Source organism: Allobosea sp. NPDC055353 (assembly GCF_053644975.1).
The window spans coordinates 981781-996762 of the sequence record NZ_JBSHMC010000001.1 but is presented as its reverse complement, the minus strand read 5'-3'; the positions used below and the strand labels follow the sequence as shown (position 1 = coordinate 996762).

The window sequence follows — 14982 nt, the reverse complement described above, 5'->3', positions numbered from 1 at the left end:
CCTTGCAGGAGAGTTCGATGAGCGCGGAACCGGAACAGAAGCAACTCCTTCACCTCGTCCTCGGCGGCGAGCTCGCCTCGCTCGAAGGCATCACTTTCAAGGACCTGGCCAAGCTCGACATCGTCGGCGTCTTCCCGAATTATGCCAGCGCCCACACGGCCTGGAAGGCCAAGGCGCAACAGACCGTCGACCAGGCGCAGACGCGCTATTTCATCGTCCATCTCCACCGGCTGCTCGACCCCGAGACCGCCAAGAACTGAGCCGGGACAGGCTCTGAGCGACAGGACCTGACGACAGAACCTATGGGTTTTTCGATCCTCAAGACGCGCGTGGCGCAGGAAACGCTCGGCCGCCTGTTGGCCGGCTACCTGCGCCTCGTCCAGCGCACCAACCGGATCGTCTTCGAACCCGCCGATATCTACGACCATGTCCGGCCGGATTTGCCGCTCATCTTCGCGATGTGGCACGGCCAGCACCTCATGATCCCCTTCGCCCGGCCGGATTGGATGCCGGCCTGCTCGCTGGTCTCGCGCCATGGCGACGGCGGCTTCAATGCGGTGGCGCTGCGCGAGCTCGGCATCGGCGCGATCCGCGGTTCCGGCGCGCTCGGCAAGAAGATTCGCGAGAAGGGCGGCGCCGCCGCCTTCCTCGCCATGGTCAGGCGCCTCGCCGCGGGCGACACCATGGTGCTGACGGCCGACGTGCCGAAGCGCGCCCGCATCGTCGGCCCCGGCATCATCGCCTTGGCACGCGCCTCCGGCCGGCCGATCCGGGCCGTCGCCGTGGTGACCAGCCGGCGCATCGATTTCAACAGCTGGGACCGCGCCTCGATCGGCCTGCCCTTCGGGCGCTGTGCTATCGTCGTCGGCGAGCCGATCCTGGTCGCGCGCGATGCCGACGAGGCCACGCAGGAAGCCGCACGCCTCGCCGTCCAGGCCAGCCTCGACGATGTCCATGCCCGCGGTTATGCGATCGTCGGCAGCCGTGATCCGGGCGCCGGCCTGCGCGAAAAGCAATTGGCCGCCGGGGCGCCGGCATGAGCGGCAAGGGCGCGATCCTCAGGACCTATCGCTACGCGACGGCGCTGCTGGAGCCGGCGGCGGCGGGGCTCCTGCTCTGGCGCCGGCGCCGCGGCAAGGAAGACCCTGCGCGGCACGCGGAACGGCGCGGCCACGCGAGCGTCAAGCGGCCGAACAAGCCTTTGGTCTGGCTGCATGGCGCCAGCGTCGGCGAGACCGTGACCCTGCTGCCCCTGATCGCCAAATTGCAGAAGCGCGGCTTCGCCGTGCTGGTGACCTCGGGCACCGTGACATCCGCCAAGCTGATGGCGGCGCGGCTGCCCGGCGGCGTGATCCATCAATACATCCCGCTCGACGTGCCCCGCTACATGCGCCGCTTCATGGAACACTGGCGCCCGGATCTCTGCCTGATCTGCGAATCCGAGATCTGGCCGAACCTGCTGATCGAAGCGCAGCGCCGCGCCATGCCCGTGGTGATGGTCAATGGCCGGATGTCGGAGCGTTCCTTCGCCCGCTGGTACAAGATGCCGAAGACCTCGCGCTTCCTGCTCTCCTGCTTCGAGGCCTGCCTGGCGCAGTCGCAGGGCGATGCCGAGCGGCTGGCCCAGCTCGGAGCGCCGCGCGTCAGTGTCGCCGGCAACCTGAAATTCGACGTGCCGGCGCCGCCAGCCGACCCCGATACGCTCGCCATCCTCGACGGCCAGACGACGGGCCGCCCGGTCTGGATCGCCGCCAGCACGCATCCCGGCGAGGACGAGCTGGTGCTTGCCGCCCATCTCGCGATCAAGCCTTACCTGCCGAAGCTGCTCACCATCATCGCGCCGCGCCATCCCCAGCGCGGCCCGGAGATCGAGGCACTGGCAGAGGCGAATGAAGTCGCCGTCTCGCGCCGGGCGACCGGGGGAAGCCCGGAACGGACCATCGACCTCTATGTCGCCGACACCGTCAACGAGCTCGGGCTGTTCTACCGGCTCTCGCAGGTCGCCTTCCTCGGCGGCTCGCTGGTCGAGGGCATCGGCGGGCATAACCCGATCGAGCCCGCCAAGCTCGGCTGTGCCCTGCTGCACGGGCCCTATGTCCACAACAACGCCGAGATCTTCGCTGCCTTCGACCGCGACGGCGGCTCGCGCGAGGCCGCCGATGCGCAGGCGCTGGCTGGTGCGGTGCATCGCTGGCTGAACAACCCGGCCGAGGCCCGGCAGGCGGCCCGTGCCGCCGCGCAGACCGCGACCGAACTCGGCGGCGCGCTCAACCGCACCCTGCACGCGATCGAACCGCTGCTGATGCGGGTCGCGATCGGCCAGCGCGAGAGCGCGCCCTGATGCTGCGGCGCGCCCCGCGCTTCTGGTGGCGGGAGAAACCCACGCTGCTCGCCCGGCTGCTCCAGCCGTTCGGCTTCCTCTACGGCCGGATTACCTTGCAGCGGATGCGCCAGCCCGGAACCGAAGCCGGCCTGCCGGTGATCTGCGTCGGCAATTTCATCGCCGGCGGCGCCGGCAAGACGCCGACCGCGATCACCATCGCCCGCCTGCTGGACGAGCGGGGCGAAAAGCCCTTCGTGCTGATGCGTGGCTATGGCGGCCGGCTCGCCGGGCCTGTCGAGATCGATCCCGACCGGCATCGCGCGGTGGATGTCGGCGACGAGCCGATCTTGATGGCCCGCCATGCCCGCACCGTCATCGCCCGCGACCGGCTGGCCGGCGCGAGGCTGGCGCGAGGGCTCGGCGCCAGCGTCGTCGTGATGGATGACGGGCTGCAGAATCCGGCGCTGGTGAAGCATCTCAAGCTGGCGGTGGTCGATGGATCGAGCGGCATCGGAAACGGGCTTTGCCTCCCGGCCGGCCCCCTGCGCGCGCCGCTCGCCGAGCAGTTGAGCGAGACGGACGCCGTCATCGTGATCGGCCCGGGCGATGCCGGGGAGCGGGTCGCGACGATTGCGCGGGCCCAGCAGAAGCCGGTTCTCCACGCCGCGCTCACGCCAGCGGGCGGCGCCGTCGCGCGGTTGCGCGGACAGAAGGTCGTCGCCCTGTCAGGGATCGGCAGGCCTGAGAAATTCGCGGCGACGCTGCGGGATGCGGGGGCCAGCGTGGCGGTAGAGCAAGCCCATGGCGACCATCACGCTTATGGGCAGGCCGATATTGTGGCAGCGATCGCAGCGGCGCAGGAGCACTCAGCCCTGATCGCGACGACGGAGAAGGACTGGACCAAGCTCGCCCCGCTCTGGCCCGCGGACAGGCATCAGGCCCTGATCGTGGTGCCGGTCTCGCTGATTTTCGAAGAGCCCGCCGACATTGCCGGCCTGCTTGCCCCCCTCGGCAAAGCGCGCTGAATGTCGGCCTTGGTCAGGCCCGGCCGGCGCGGCGCAGCCTGAGCAACGCGGCCTCGGACGAAGCATAGGCTTCCTGCCATTCGATAGACCAGTAGCGGAGATCGTCGAGGCGGATCGGCGCGCCCGTCACGGCGCAGCGCACGAAGGCGCCGGGCTTGACGACGCGGAACTCCCCTGGACCGTAGTCGACCACGGCTTCGGGGCCATGAGGCGGAAGGCGCTCGCTGATATTCATCAAAATTGCATCAAATCATTGATCGGGAAGCGGAAAGCCAGGATACTCCGGGGTTTGTGATAACCTTCTGGTCGGCGATGTCCAGTCTCCAGCGCCTCGCGGCGTGCCTGATGAGCCTTGCGCTGCTCGCAGCTCCGGCCGCCCGTGCCGGTGGCTATGAGCGCGTCGCGATTCCGGCCGACCAGGGAACGCTGACCGGCATCCTCTATCTGCCGGCCGGCCAGGGGCCTTTCCCGGCAGTGATCGCCCTGCATGGTTGCGGCGGCTTGTGGCGCGCGCAAGGCCAACTCTCGATGCGGCATGCCGATTGGGGCGAGCGGCTGGCCGGCATGGGCTTCGCCGTGCTGATGCCGGACAGCTTCGGCTCGCGCGGGCTCGGCTCGCAATGCGGCGTGAAGGACCTGACGGTCAGGGCCGGGCGCGAGCGCGTGGCCGATGCGATGGCCGCCCGGATCTGGCTGCAGCAGCGCGGCAATATCAAACCCGATTCGATTGCCCTGCTCGGCTGGTCGAGCGGCGGCCTGACCGTGCTGACAGCGATCCGCAAGGAGCGGGCTCCGGCCGACGGCAAACCGGATTTCAAGCGCGCCGCCGCCTTCTATCCGAGCTGCCGGAGCCAGTCGGAATCGCCGAGCTTCTCCGCCCGCATCCCGCTGCTGATCCTGATGGGCGATGCCGACGACTGGACGCCGGCCGCACCCTGCGGGCATCTCGCCAAGGCCGCACAAGCGCGCGGCGAGCAGGTCGGCCTCGTGCTTTATCCCGGCGCCCTGCATGATTTCGACCATCCGCGCCTCGAGGTGAAGGAGCGCGAGAACATCGCCTATTCCGCCAGCAGCACCGGCAAGGTCACGGTCGGCACCAACATGGCGGCGCGCGAGGATGCGCTGAAACGGGTCAAGGCCTTCCTGAGCGCGCCTTGAAGTAGAACGGGCGCTTTTCACGAAAACGCGTGCCATCCCGGACGCAGCGAAGCGGAGATCCGGGATCCATGCCTGAACCTCGATCGGAAGCGCTCCGGAATGGATCCCGGGTCAAACCCGGGATGACGGCGTGTTTCCGCTGACAATCAACAGGTTCTAGAACAGATCGCCCTGCGTTCCCGATGCCGGTCCCTTGCGAACCGGGCGCGGCGCCGACGGCTTTGCTCCTCCGGCCTCACCGCCCGAAACGGTGACGCCGAAGCTGCCATCGGCCAGTTGGACCGAAAGCGCCCTGCCCGGCTGGGCTGCCTCGACGCTGCGGACCAGCGCCCCGGCCTCGTCGCGGATCAGGGCATAGCCGCGGGACAGCACCGCTTCCGGCCCGAGCGAGCGGATCAGCGTCCAGAGCGAGGAAAGCCGATCTGTGCGACGGTGCAGCGCCTGGCCAAAGGCGCGCTCGGCCCGCTGTGCGAGTACCGCCGCGCGTTCGCCGCGCTGGACCAGGCTCTGGCCGAAGGCGTTGCGGGCTCGCGTCTCCAGCGTTGCGAGACGATCACGGGCGTTCGTCACCCGGATACGCTCGCCGGTGATGGCATTGCCTCTCGCGGCGGCCAGAACACGCCCAAAACCAGCAAGTTCGGCGCGCAGCCGGGCGAGGGCGACGCGGGGCGAGCGCGCCTCCAGCCGGCGAGACAGGGCCTGCAATTGCTGCTCATGCGTGCGCGCGTTCCTGGCAAGCGCCGGCGCCAGCCGCGTCGCGGCGAGGTCGAGCCGCTGACGCGGCGCAGAGAGGACGGCCTCCGGCCCCGGCAAGGCGCGGGCGAGCGCCCTGAGATCGCTGCGGCGACGATCGGACAGGCGCAGCATCGCGCCTGAATGGCGGCGCGCGAGATCGGCGACGAAGCCCATCAACTCCGCTCGGACCGGCACGACCTTCTCGGCCGCGCCCGTCGGCGTCGGTGCGCGCAGGTCTGCGGCGTGGTCGATCAGCGTCCAGTCGGTCTCGTGGCCGACGGCGGAGACCAATGGAATCGCCGAATCCGCGGCAGCGCGGACCACGATCTCCTCATTGAAACTCATCAGGTCTTCGAGCGAGCCACCGCCGCGCGCGACGATGATGACGTCCGGCCGGGGGATGCGGCCGCCTGCCGGCAGCGCATTGAAGCCGGCAATGGCGTTGGCGACCTCGGCGGCGCTGGTCTCGCCCTGCACCCTCACCGGCCAGACCAGGACATGGCGCGGAAAGCGATCCTGCAGCCGGTGCAGGATGTCGCGGATGACCGCGCCGGTCGGCGAGGTCACGACGCCGATGACGGAGGGCAGATAGGGGATGAGCTGCTTGCGTTCCTCGGCAAAGAGCCCCTCGGCCGCGAGCCGCCTGCGGCGCTCCTCCAGCAGCGCCATCAGTGCGCCGGCCCCGGCCAGCTCCAGCGAATCGATGACGATCTGGTAGCTCGACTTGCCGGCGAAGGTGGTGATCTTGCCGGTGGCGATAACCTCCAGCCCCTCCTGCGGGCGCGTCTTCAGGCGGCCGAAGACGCCCTTCCAGATCACCGCATCGATCTTGGCGTTGGTGTCCTTCAGCGAGAAATAGACATGGCCGGAGGCGACCGGGCCGCGATAGCCGGAGATCTCGCCGCGCACGCGCACGAAACCGAAATTGTCCTCGATCGTGCGCTTCAGCGCACCGGAGAGGTCCGAGACGCTCCATTCGGGCGCATTGCCGGTCGTCTGCTGCGATTCGCTGGTCATGGCCGGACCATAGCGGGATGAAAGAGACAGCAGAAGCGTTGCCCATGGCGCGCGCTGCCGCTATTGCGCCCGTGACGGAGCGGAGAGCGCCATGAAAATTCTTCTGATCGGTTCGGGCGGCCGCGAGCATGCGCTCGCCTGGGCAATTTCGGCCTCGCCGCTCTGCGACACGCTGTTCATCGCGCCGGGCAATCCCGGCACTGCCCATTGCGGCGAGAATGTCGTGATCGATATCGCCGATCACGCCGCCGTCGTGGCGTTCTGCCGGTTGCAGGGGGTCGGCCTCGTCGTCGTCGGCCCCGAAGGCCCCCTGGTCGCGGGCATCGCCGACGATCTCAGGGCGGCCGGCATCAAGGTCTTCGGACCTTCCAAGGCCGCCGCCCAGCTCGAAGGCTCGAAGGGCTTCACCAAGGAGCTCTGCGCCGAATTCGACATTCCGACCGCCGGCTTCGGTCGCTTCGGCGATGCCGCTTCCGCCAAGGCCTATGTCGCGGCCCAGGGCGCACCGATCGTGATCAAGGCCGACGGGCTCGCCGCCGGCAAGGGCGTGATCATGGCGCAGACGCTGGACGAGGCGAACGAGGCCATCGACATGATGTTCTCGGGCAGCTTCGGCATGGCCGGGGCCGAGGTCGTGGTCGAGGAATGGATGATCGGTGAGGAAGCGAGCTTCTTCGCGCTCTGCGACGGCAAGCATGCGCTGGCTCTCGCCTCGGCGCAGGATCACAAGCGCGTCGGCGACGGCGATACCGGCCCGAATACCGGCGGCATGGGCGCCTATTCGCCGGCCCCGGTGATGACGCCCGCGCTGACCGAGCGCGTCATGGCCGAGATCATCCGGCCGACATTGGCCGGCATGGCCAAGCGCGGCACGCCGTTCCAGGGCGTGCTCTTCGCCGGGCTGATGATCACTGAGCAAGGGCCGAAGCTGATCGAGTACAACACCCGCTTCGGCGACCCCGAATGCGAGGTGCTGATGCCGCGCCTCAAGAGCGACATCGTGCCGGCGCTGCTCGCCGCCTGCGACGGCGTGCTCGACCGGGTCGACCTGCGCTGGCGCGACGAGGCGGCGCTGACCGTCGTGCTCGCGGCCAAGGGCTATCCGGCCAAGCCGGAAACCGGCAGCGTCATCCGCGATGTCGAGAAGGCGGAGGCGCTGGATGAGGTTCTCGTCTTCCATGCCGGCACGAAGCTCTCGAACGGCGATCTCGTCGCCAATGGCGGGCGCGTGCTCAATGTCGTCGCGCTCGGCAGGAGCGTCGGCGAAGCGCAGGACCGCGCCTACGAGGCGGTCGACAAGATCGACTGGCCCGGCGGCTTCTGCCGCCGCGACATCGGCTGGCAGGCGGTCAAACGCGAGCAAGGCTGACAGGACGCCGCGGCCGGGGCTATGCTCTCAGGCATGGCGAACATCGACAGTCTCTTCCCCGGCTTCAAGGCGCACTGGATCGACGGGCCGGTCGGCAAGATCTTCGCGCGTGTCGGCGGCGAGGGCCCGCCACTGGTGCTGATCCACGGCTTTCCGCAGACCCATGCCGAATGGCACCGATTGGCGCCGGAGCTGGCCAAGACGCACACCGTCGTCTGCCCCGACCTGCGCGGCTATGGCTGGTCGGCTGCCCCGCATGGCGATGGTGGCCGGGAGACCTATACGAAGCGCGGCATGGGCGAGGATATCGTCGCGGTGATGCAGGCGCTCGGCCATATCCGCTTCGGCGTGATCGGCCATGATCGCGGGGCGCGGGTCGCCTATCGCCTCGCGCTCGACCATCCCGGCCGCGTCGAGCGACTCGTCCTGCTCGATATCCTGCCGACCGCCTCGATGTGGGAAGGCATGAACGCGGCGCGCGCCATGCAGGTCTATCACTGGACCTTCCTGGCCCAGCCCGAGCCGATCCCGGAAAACCTGCTCAAGGCCGATCCGGTCGGCTGGCTCGACCGCACCATCGCGAGCTGGAGCCGGGCGAAGAATCTCGACCTGTTCGATCCGCTGGCGATGCAGTCCTACGCGGAATCCTTCAGCGACCCGTCGCGGACCCACGCGGCCTGCGAGGATTACCGCGCCGGCGCCACCACCGATATCGAGCACGACAAGGCCGATCTCGCCGCGGCCAAGCGCATCCTCTGTCCAACACTCGCGCTCTGGGGCGAAGCCGGCATCCCGGCCAAGGGTGCAAGCCCGCTCGACGTCTGGCGCGAGACCTTCGCGCCGCAGGCCGAGGGTCAGGCGATCGACAGCGGGCATTTCCTGCCGGAGGAGAATCCGCAGGCGACACTTGCGGCTTTGAAGCCGTTTCTCGCACGGGCTGTGGCCTGAGCCATGCCGGCCGCCCGGCATCTTCAAAAGCGCCGTCATTGCGAGCGCAGCGAAGCAATCCAGGGGGACGGGGTGAGGCGCCCTACCCAGTCTCCCTGGATTGCTTCGTCGCTTCGCTCCTCGCAATGACGAGGAAGCCGAAACATCGTTCGGCAGGCACGCTCGAGATCGCCCTCGTGCTCGGGGCCGGCGGAGCGCGGGGCCTCAGCCATATCGCGGTTCTGGAAGCCTTCGACGAGCTCGGCCTCAGGCCCGCCCGCATCTCCGGCTGCTCGATCGGCGCCATCATCGGCGCAGCCTTCGCCGCCGGGCTCTCCGGCCGGGAGTTGCGCGAGCATGTGCTCGGGACCTTCCGCGACCGGGCACGGGTGATCGCGCGCCTGCTCGATTGCCGCGTCGGCAAGCTCGCCGATCTCGTGCGTGGCCTCGGCAATCCCGTCCTGATCGATGGCGAAAGACTGCTCGATCTGTTCTGGCCGGAAGCCGTACCCGATCGTTTCGAGGAACTGGCGATCCCATTCGCCGCGATGGCTGCGGACTATCACCGGCACACCGCAGTCATGCTGCATGACGGGCCATTGACCCCTGCCGTCGCGGCCTCGCTCGCCATTCCCGGACTGGTACGGCCGGTCGCGCTCGGCGGGCGCGTGCTGATCGATGGCGGCGCGATCGATCCCCTGCCCTATCGGGAGTTGCTCGCGCCCGGACGTGTCGTCGTCGCGGTCGATGTCAGCGCGCCCATGACCGAGCCCGGCGAAGCGCGCATTCCCGGCGCGATGGAAGCGCTCGTCGGCGCCTCGCAGATTCTGACCCGCACGCTAGTGCAACGCATGGTCGACCAGGAGCCACCGGACATCCTGATCCGGGCCGGCGCGGACGGCATCGGCGGGCTCGACTTCTTCAAGGCCAAGGCGATCCTTGCCGCGGCCGAGCCGATCAAGGACGAGGTCAAGCGAGCGCTGGAACGGGCTCTCGAAGCACGGGACTAGCCGGCTCCGGCGCATCGCAGCGGAAGCCGGGAAGCGCGGCTTCCAGTACCCCACGCCCCTCCTCGGTCAGGATCACCGCGCGGCTGTCCTTGCGGCGACGCACCCAATCCATCTCGAAGCAGCGGCACGCAAGCGAAGCCGCGAGATGGCCGGCGAGATGGGGCCTACGCTCGCTCCAATCCAGGCAAGGGCGCAGGGCGGCGCGGCGGCTCCTGGAGCTGGCATCGGGATCGAGGCCCAGCGCCGTGAAGATCGCCTTGCCCGAAGCGGTCAGCGCATAGCCGCCCTCGCTCGCCGCGAGATGACTGCCAGCCATCAGCGCATCATGGATGCCTATGCCGAGCCTTCCGGCGAAATGGTCGTAGCAGGTGCGGGCCTGACTCAGGTCGGCGCCGACGCGTGAGGGCAGGCGCCGGCTGGTGCCGTCGAGATTGGCGAGCACCATCAGACCTTCCAGCGCCGTCGCCACCTCTGGCCCGGCAAGCCGGTAATAGCGATGGCGCCCTTGCGCCGCGACGTCGATCAAGCCGCCCTGCATCAGCTTGGCGAGATGACCGCTCGCCGTCTGCGGCGCGACACCGGCGATCCAGGCGAGTTCCTTGGCGGTCAGCGCGCGGCCGTCCATCAGCGCGTGCAGCATGTTGGCGCGGGCCGGATCGCCCATCAGATGGGCGATCTCCGCGAGATAGGGACCGTGGGTGCTCATGGTTACATGATGCGCCATCCCGCCGTCGCCGCAAGCGGGAACGCTACGGCGCCGGCCGTAGCATCGGGCCGCGACAGCCGCCCGCGGCAATGCCACAAGCAGGGCATGGACAACACGACTCTCATCATCTTCGTCACCGCGACCTTCGTGTTCGCCGGCTTCGTCAAGGGCGTTATCGGGCTGGGACTGCCGACCATCGCGGTTGGCATCCTCGGCGTGGTCATGGCTCCGGCGCAGGCCGCCGCACTATTGGTCGTGCCCAATCTCGTCACCAATGGCTGGCAGATCGCGACCGGCCCGAAGCTGCCTTCGACCTTGCGCCGGCTCTGGCCGATGCTCGCGACCATCTGCCTGGGCACCTGGGCCGGCGCCGGGCTTTTACAACAGCAGAAAGACGGCTCAGCCACGCTCTGGCTGGGCGCGGCGCTCATCCTCTATGCACTGGTCGGCCTGAAGGCGGCGAAGCTGCGCGTGCCGGTGCGCTGGGAAGGCTGGCTCGGCCCTGTCATCGGCTTCACCACCGGCGTCGTCACGGCCGCGACCGGCGTCTTCGTGCTGCCGGCTGTTCCCTATCTGCAGGCGCTCGGCTTCGACAAGGACGAGCTCGTGCAGGCACTGGGCATCTCCTTCATCGTCTCGACGCTGGCACTGTCCTTCGGCCTGATCGGGGTGGGAGCCCTCAACGGCACCGTCGCCTGGCAATCCCTGCTCGCGCTCGTCCCTGCCCTGATCGGCATGGGCGGCGGCCAGTTCATCCGCAGCCGCATCTCGCCGGCGACCTTCAAGATCTGCTTCTTCGCCGGCCTGCTGGCGCTCGGTGCCTATCTCTGCTGGCGCAGCCTCGGCTGACGGCCTTAACCGGGTGCTAACCATACGGGCGCAGCCTCGACCGCCAGCAACGGGAGCGGCTCGCATGGATGCCTTCACCATGGTCGTCATGGCCTGCGTCGCCGGCGAGGCGCATTGCGCCACCAGCCGCATCAGCGAAATGGGCTTCACCACGGCGCAGGCCTGCGAGGCGCGGATCGACGACGTCGCCCGCACGATGACCCGGGAATTCGGCAAGCGCCCGGAATTCAAGGGCCGGCAGGTGACCTATGACGTCTCCTGCATGGACCGCGCGCAGCTCGCGTCGAAATTCGGCATCGCCTCGTCGGATACCTGAGCGTCAGCGCCGCTCGCGGAAGAAATCCTTGAGCAGTGCCGCCGCGTCCCGCTCCCGCAAGCCGCCATAGACCTCCGGCGCATGGTGGCAGGTCGGACTCTCATAGAGCCTGACGCCGTTCTCGACCGCACCGCCCTTCGGATCGCCCGCGCCGAAATAGAGCCGCCTGATCCGGGAGAACGAGATCGCCGCCGCGCACATCGGGCAGGGCTCGAGCGTGACGTAGAGATCGCAGCCGATCAGGCGCTCGCTGCCGATTGCCTCGCAGGCGAGCCTGAGCGCCAGCATCTCGGCATGGGCCGTCGGGTCCTTCAGTTCCAGCGTGCGGTTGCCGGCACGGCCGAGCACCACGCCGTCGCGCAGCACCACCGCGCCGACCGGCACCTCGCCGCGCGAAGCGGCGGCCTTCGCCTCGTCGAAGGCGAGCGCCATGGCGTCGACGGTGGATGAGTGTTGCGGCAGCGACATCGAAAACCCCGGTTTTGACGCTCGCAGCGAGGGAAAGCCTCTGCTACAAGCGCCGGTTATAGCGAATAAGCGAGTCAGGCCTTTCCCGCAAAGCGGTTGTGCTCGGCCGGCTCAGGAGCAGCCATGAAAGACGACGACAACAACAGAGGCCGCGGTCCACGCAAGGGCGGCGGCGCCGGCGGCCGTGGACCCGGCTCCGGTGGCAAAAGCTTCGGCGGCAAGCCCTTCGGCAGCCGTGCAGGCGGCGAAGGTCGCGGACCTGCGCGCGATGGCGAACGCAAGCCTTTCCGCAGCCGCCCGGCTGGTGATGATCGCCCCGCCCGTGACGGCGAGCGCAAGCCCTTCCGCGGCCATTCGGCCGGCGACGAGCGTCCCGCTCGCCGCTTCGAGCGCCCTGCCGGCGCCGAGGGCGAGGCTCCGCGTCCGCGCCGCTTCGATGGCGACAGGCCGGCTCGCTCCGGAGCCGAGGGCGAAGGCCGTGGTTTCCGCGAGCGCTCAGGCGATGAGCGCCCGCGCCGTCCGGCCCGCACGGGCGATCGTCCTTTCGCAGGCCGCGACCGGCCGCAGGGTGACCGGCCGCCACGTGGCGAGAGCCGCGATGGCGAGAAGCGGTTTTCGCGCCCGCGCGCGCCGCACTTCGAGGGACATGACGATCGTCCGCGCCGTCCGCGCGAGGATGCGCCCGAGCGCAAGCTGATCACGGCGGAGGAGCCGGAGCGGATCGCCAAGGTGATGGCGCGTGCCGGTGTCGCCTCACGCCGCGACAGCGAGGCGATGATCGCGGAAGGACGCGTCAGCGTGAACGGCACCGTGCTGGACAGCCCGGCCCTCGACGTGAAGCCGACCGATATCGTGCTGATCGACGGCGAGCCCTTGCCGGCCCGCGAGCGCACGCGGCTGTGGCTCTATCACAAGCCCCGCGGCGTGGTGACGACCAATTTCGACCCGGAAGGCCGGCCGACCGTCTTCGACGTGCTGCCGGAGGATCTGCCGCGCGTGCTGACCATCGGCCGGCTCGACATCAACACCGAAGGCCTGCTGCTGCTGACCAATGACGGTGGGCTGGCGCGCGTGCTGGAGCTGCCGGAGACCGGCTGGCTGCGCCGCTACCGCGTGCGCGCCTTCGGCGAGGTGACGCAGGACAGGCTCGACACCGTCAAGGACGGCGTCACCATCGACGGCATCCAGTACGGGCCGGTGATCGCCCGCTTCGAGCGCCAGCAGGGCTTCAACACCTGGCTGACGGTCGATCTGCGCGAGGGCAAGAACCGCGAGGTCAAGACCGTGCTCGAGCATCTCGGGCTGACGGTGAACCGGCTGATCCGCATCTCCTTCGGCCCGTTCCAGCTCGGCGAGCTCGAAGAGGGCGAGGCCGACGAGATCCGCTCGCGCGTGCTGCAGGACCAGCTCGGCAGCGAGCTTACGGCCAAGGCCGGCGCCGATTTCGAATCGCCGCGCCGCGATGCCCTGCCCACCGCACCGCGCCCGGCTCCGGCCGGCGACGATCGCCCGCGCCGCCGCCGCGACGAAGCCGGCCGCGATGACGAGCCGGCGCGCGCGCCGCTGCGCGGTGACAAGCCCTGGACCCGCACCGTCTGGCGCGATGCCGAGACCCAGCCGCAGCGCGAACGCAAGGCCCCGCCGCGCCGCGGTGCCGACCCGAAGCTGGAGCGGCAGGAGCGCGAGGCCACCGGCGACGTCAAGCGCCGCCGCGACACACCGATCGCCGATCCGAAAGGCCGGCGCGTGCTGGTCGAGCGCGTCAGCGCGCCCGTTTCGGAAGAGCGCGCCGCTCCCGAACGCGAGAGCAAGCGCCGCCCCGACCGCAAGCCGCGCCAGGAACGTGGCAATCATGAGCGTGGCGGCGACGAGGCGCGCGCGCCGCGTTCCTTCGAGCGGTCCAGCGGCGACGAAAGGCCAGCGCGGCGCCCGCGCAGCGATGCCGGCGAACGCGACCGCGGCGGCGATCGCCCCTGGGAACACCGCGCGCCGCGTGGCGAGCGTCCCGACCGCCCCCCGCGCGACGGCACTGAGCGCCCTGCCCGCGCCTTCCGCGAGCGTTCCGCCGAGGATCGGCCACGCAGCCGCAGCTTCGGTGACAAGCCGGGCGGCCGGGATTTCGGTGGCAAGAGCTTCGGCGCCCGTTCTTCGGAGCGCTCGGGCGAAGATCGGCCCCGTGGCCGCAGCTTCGGCGACAAGCCGGGTGGCAAGAGCTTCGGAGGCCGTTCATCCGAGCGGCCGGCCGGCGGCGGACGGCCCTTCGGCGGCAAGCCCGGCGGCGGCAGGCCGGGTGGTGGCAAGGGTCCGCGCCCCGGCGGCGGTGGCAGAGGCCCCCGTCCCGGTGGCGGCAATCGCGGCTAAGCGATGCGGATCGTCGGCGGACGCCTGCGGGGCCGGCCTCTGGCCGGCCCGAAACCGGGGATCGGCAGCATCCGGCCGACCTCGGACCGTCTGCGCGAATCCCTGTTCAACGTGCTCGCCCATGCCTATGGCGAGGCGGTCGAGGGCGCGCGCGTCCTCGATCTCTTCGCCGGCACCGGCGCGCTCGGCTTCGAGGCCCTGTCGCGCGGGGCGGGCTTCGCGCTCCTGGTCGATGACGGCACCGAAGCGCGCGGCATCATCCGCGAGAACCAGATGGCGCTGGGGCTTGCCGGCTTCAGCCGCATCTTCCGCCGCGACGCGACCAACCTCGGCCCGATCACAGGCATGGCGCCGTTCAGCCTCGTCTTCTGCGACCCACCCTATCGCAAGGGGCTAGGCGAGAAGGCGCTGGCCTCAGCCCGCGAAGGCGGCTGGCTGGCGCCGGACGCGCTGATCGTTCTGGAAGAGGCGGCGGATGCCGAGATCACGCTGCCTGATGGCTTCGAGGAGCTGGAGCGGCGGGCTTACGGCGAAACACAGGTTCTTATGCTGCGGGTCAAGGAATAGGCCTCAAGACGGCACGGCAGGCCGGCAGACGGTTCTGCGCCTGACCGCAGGCAAACTTTCCGGCCCGGGCCGCGCTTCAGGGGGCGCGGCAACCTTGTTTTCGAAAAGCGCCATCGCAGGGACTGGCCGGAGGCGCGCTTCGCGCCCGGCC

Annotated in this window: 16 protein-coding genes; 12 read left to right on the top strand and 4 right to left on the bottom strand. The window is 69.6% G+C overall.

Going from position 1 to position 14982, the window contains the following annotated elements; genetic code table 11:
- Positions 1-17: 17 nt before the first annotated feature.
- From ACWIEX_RS04510 to lpxK, 4 genes are read left to right on the top strand one after another with little or no spacing between them, the layout of a single operon-like run.
- On the top strand, positions 18-260 hold the full coding sequence (locus ACWIEX_RS04510) for a DUF4170 domain-containing protein (RefSeq protein ID WP_454031926.1): 243 nt from the start codon (positions 18-20) through the stop codon (positions 258-260).
- A 42-nt stretch (positions 261-302) separates the two neighbouring features.
- Positions 303-1040, top strand: coding sequence for a lysophospholipid acyltransferase family protein (locus ACWIEX_RS04505; protein ID WP_061964929.1), 738 nt, complete (start codon positions 303-305; stop codon positions 1038-1040).
- Complete coding sequence (locus ACWIEX_RS04500; protein WP_454031925.1) at positions 1037-2341, top strand: 3-deoxy-D-manno-octulosonic acid transferase; 1305 nt, start codon at positions 1037-1039, stop codon at positions 2339-2341. Before ACWIEX_RS04505 ends, ACWIEX_RS04500 begins: the two co-directional genes overlap by 4 nt.
- A complete protein-coding gene (gene lpxK, locus ACWIEX_RS04495; RefSeq protein ID WP_454031924.1) occupies positions 2341-3348 on the top strand; it encodes a tetraacyldisaccharide 4'-kinase in 1008 nt (335 codons plus the stop codon). Before ACWIEX_RS04500 ends, lpxK begins: the two co-directional genes overlap by 1 nt.
- Before the next feature lie 13 nt (positions 3349-3361).
- Here the strand turns inward: lpxK and ACWIEX_RS04490 are convergent, their stop codons facing one another.
- The gene (locus ACWIEX_RS04490) at positions 3362-3583 is read right to left on the bottom strand and encodes a DUF2093 domain-containing protein (RefSeq protein WP_061964934.1); all 222 of its coding nucleotides are present in this window, start codon (positions 3581-3583) and stop codon (positions 3362-3364) included.
- A 110-nt stretch (positions 3584-3693) separates the two neighbouring features.
- Here ACWIEX_RS04490 and ACWIEX_RS04485 point away from each other — a divergent pair, with 110 nt between their 5' ends.
- Entirely contained in the window at positions 3694-4506 is an 813-nt protein-coding gene (locus ACWIEX_RS04485; RefSeq protein WP_454031923.1) for a dienelactone hydrolase family protein, read from the top strand.
- Between the two features lie 156 nt (positions 4507-4662).
- On the opposite strand, the gene xseA is transcribed toward ACWIEX_RS04485, so the two are convergent.
- Positions 4663-6258 carry an exodeoxyribonuclease VII large subunit gene (gene xseA, locus ACWIEX_RS04480; RefSeq protein WP_454031922.1) on the bottom strand — a complete coding sequence of 532 codons (1596 nt, stop codon included), beginning with the start codon at positions 6256-6258 and terminating at the stop codon, positions 4663-4665.
- A gap of 91 nt (positions 6259-6349) precedes the next feature.
- On the opposite strand from xseA, the gene purD reads away from it, so the two are divergent.
- From purD to ACWIEX_RS04465, 3 genes are all read left to right on the top strand, one after another.
- Positions 6350-7627: a phosphoribosylamine--glycine ligase gene (gene purD, locus ACWIEX_RS04475; protein WP_454031921.1), complete on the top strand. Its 1278-nt coding sequence runs from the start codon at positions 6350-6352 to the stop codon at positions 7625-7627.
- 33 nt (positions 7628-7660) lie between these two features.
- Positions 7661-8575 (top strand): alpha/beta fold hydrolase, encoded by a 915-nt coding sequence (locus tag ACWIEX_RS04470; protein ID WP_454031920.1) that lies wholly within the window; start codon positions 7661-7663, stop codon positions 8573-8575.
- A 125-nt stretch (positions 8576-8700) separates the two neighbouring features.
- Complete coding sequence (locus ACWIEX_RS04465) at positions 8701-9564, top strand: patatin-like phospholipase family protein (protein ID WP_454031919.1); 864 nt, start codon at positions 8701-8703, stop codon at positions 9562-9564.
- On the opposite strand, the gene ACWIEX_RS04460 is transcribed toward ACWIEX_RS04465, so the two are convergent.
- Complete coding sequence (locus ACWIEX_RS04460) at positions 9524-10270, bottom strand: ArsR/SmtB family transcription factor (RefSeq protein WP_454031918.1); 747 nt, start codon at positions 10268-10270, stop codon at positions 9524-9526. The two genes, ACWIEX_RS04465 and ACWIEX_RS04460, sit on opposite strands and share 41 nt — an antisense overlap.
- A gap of 105 nt (positions 10271-10375) precedes the next feature.
- Between ACWIEX_RS04460 and ACWIEX_RS04455 the strand changes: the two genes are divergently transcribed.
- Positions 10376-11119, top strand: a complete 744-nt coding sequence (locus ACWIEX_RS04455) for a sulfite exporter TauE/SafE family protein (RefSeq protein ID WP_454031917.1) — start codon at positions 10376-10378, stop codon at positions 11117-11119.
- Between the two features lie 64 nt (positions 11120-11183).
- Entirely contained in the window at positions 11184-11435 is a 252-nt protein-coding gene (locus ACWIEX_RS04450) for a hypothetical protein (RefSeq protein ID WP_454031916.1), read from the top strand.
- A gap of 3 nt (positions 11436-11438) precedes the next feature.
- Here ACWIEX_RS04450 and ACWIEX_RS04445 read toward each other — a convergent pair whose 3' ends face one another.
- The gene (locus ACWIEX_RS04445; protein ID WP_454031915.1) at positions 11439-11903 is read right to left on the bottom strand and encodes a nucleoside deaminase; all 465 of its coding nucleotides are present in this window, start codon (positions 11901-11903) and stop codon (positions 11439-11441) included.
- A gap of 123 nt (positions 11904-12026) precedes the next feature.
- Here ACWIEX_RS04445 and ACWIEX_RS04440 point away from each other — a divergent pair, with 123 nt between their 5' ends.
- Together ACWIEX_RS04440 and rsmD are read left to right on the top strand one after the other, a co-directional pair.
- Positions 12027-14264, top strand: coding sequence for a pseudouridine synthase (locus ACWIEX_RS04440; protein WP_454031914.1), 2238 nt, complete (start codon positions 12027-12029; stop codon positions 14262-14264).
- A gap of 3 nt (positions 14265-14267) precedes the next feature.
- Complete coding sequence (rsmD, locus tag ACWIEX_RS04435; RefSeq protein WP_454031913.1) at positions 14268-14831, top strand: 16S rRNA (guanine(966)-N(2))-methyltransferase RsmD; 564 nt, start codon at positions 14268-14270, stop codon at positions 14829-14831.
- Positions 14832-14982 lie beyond the last annotated feature (151 nt).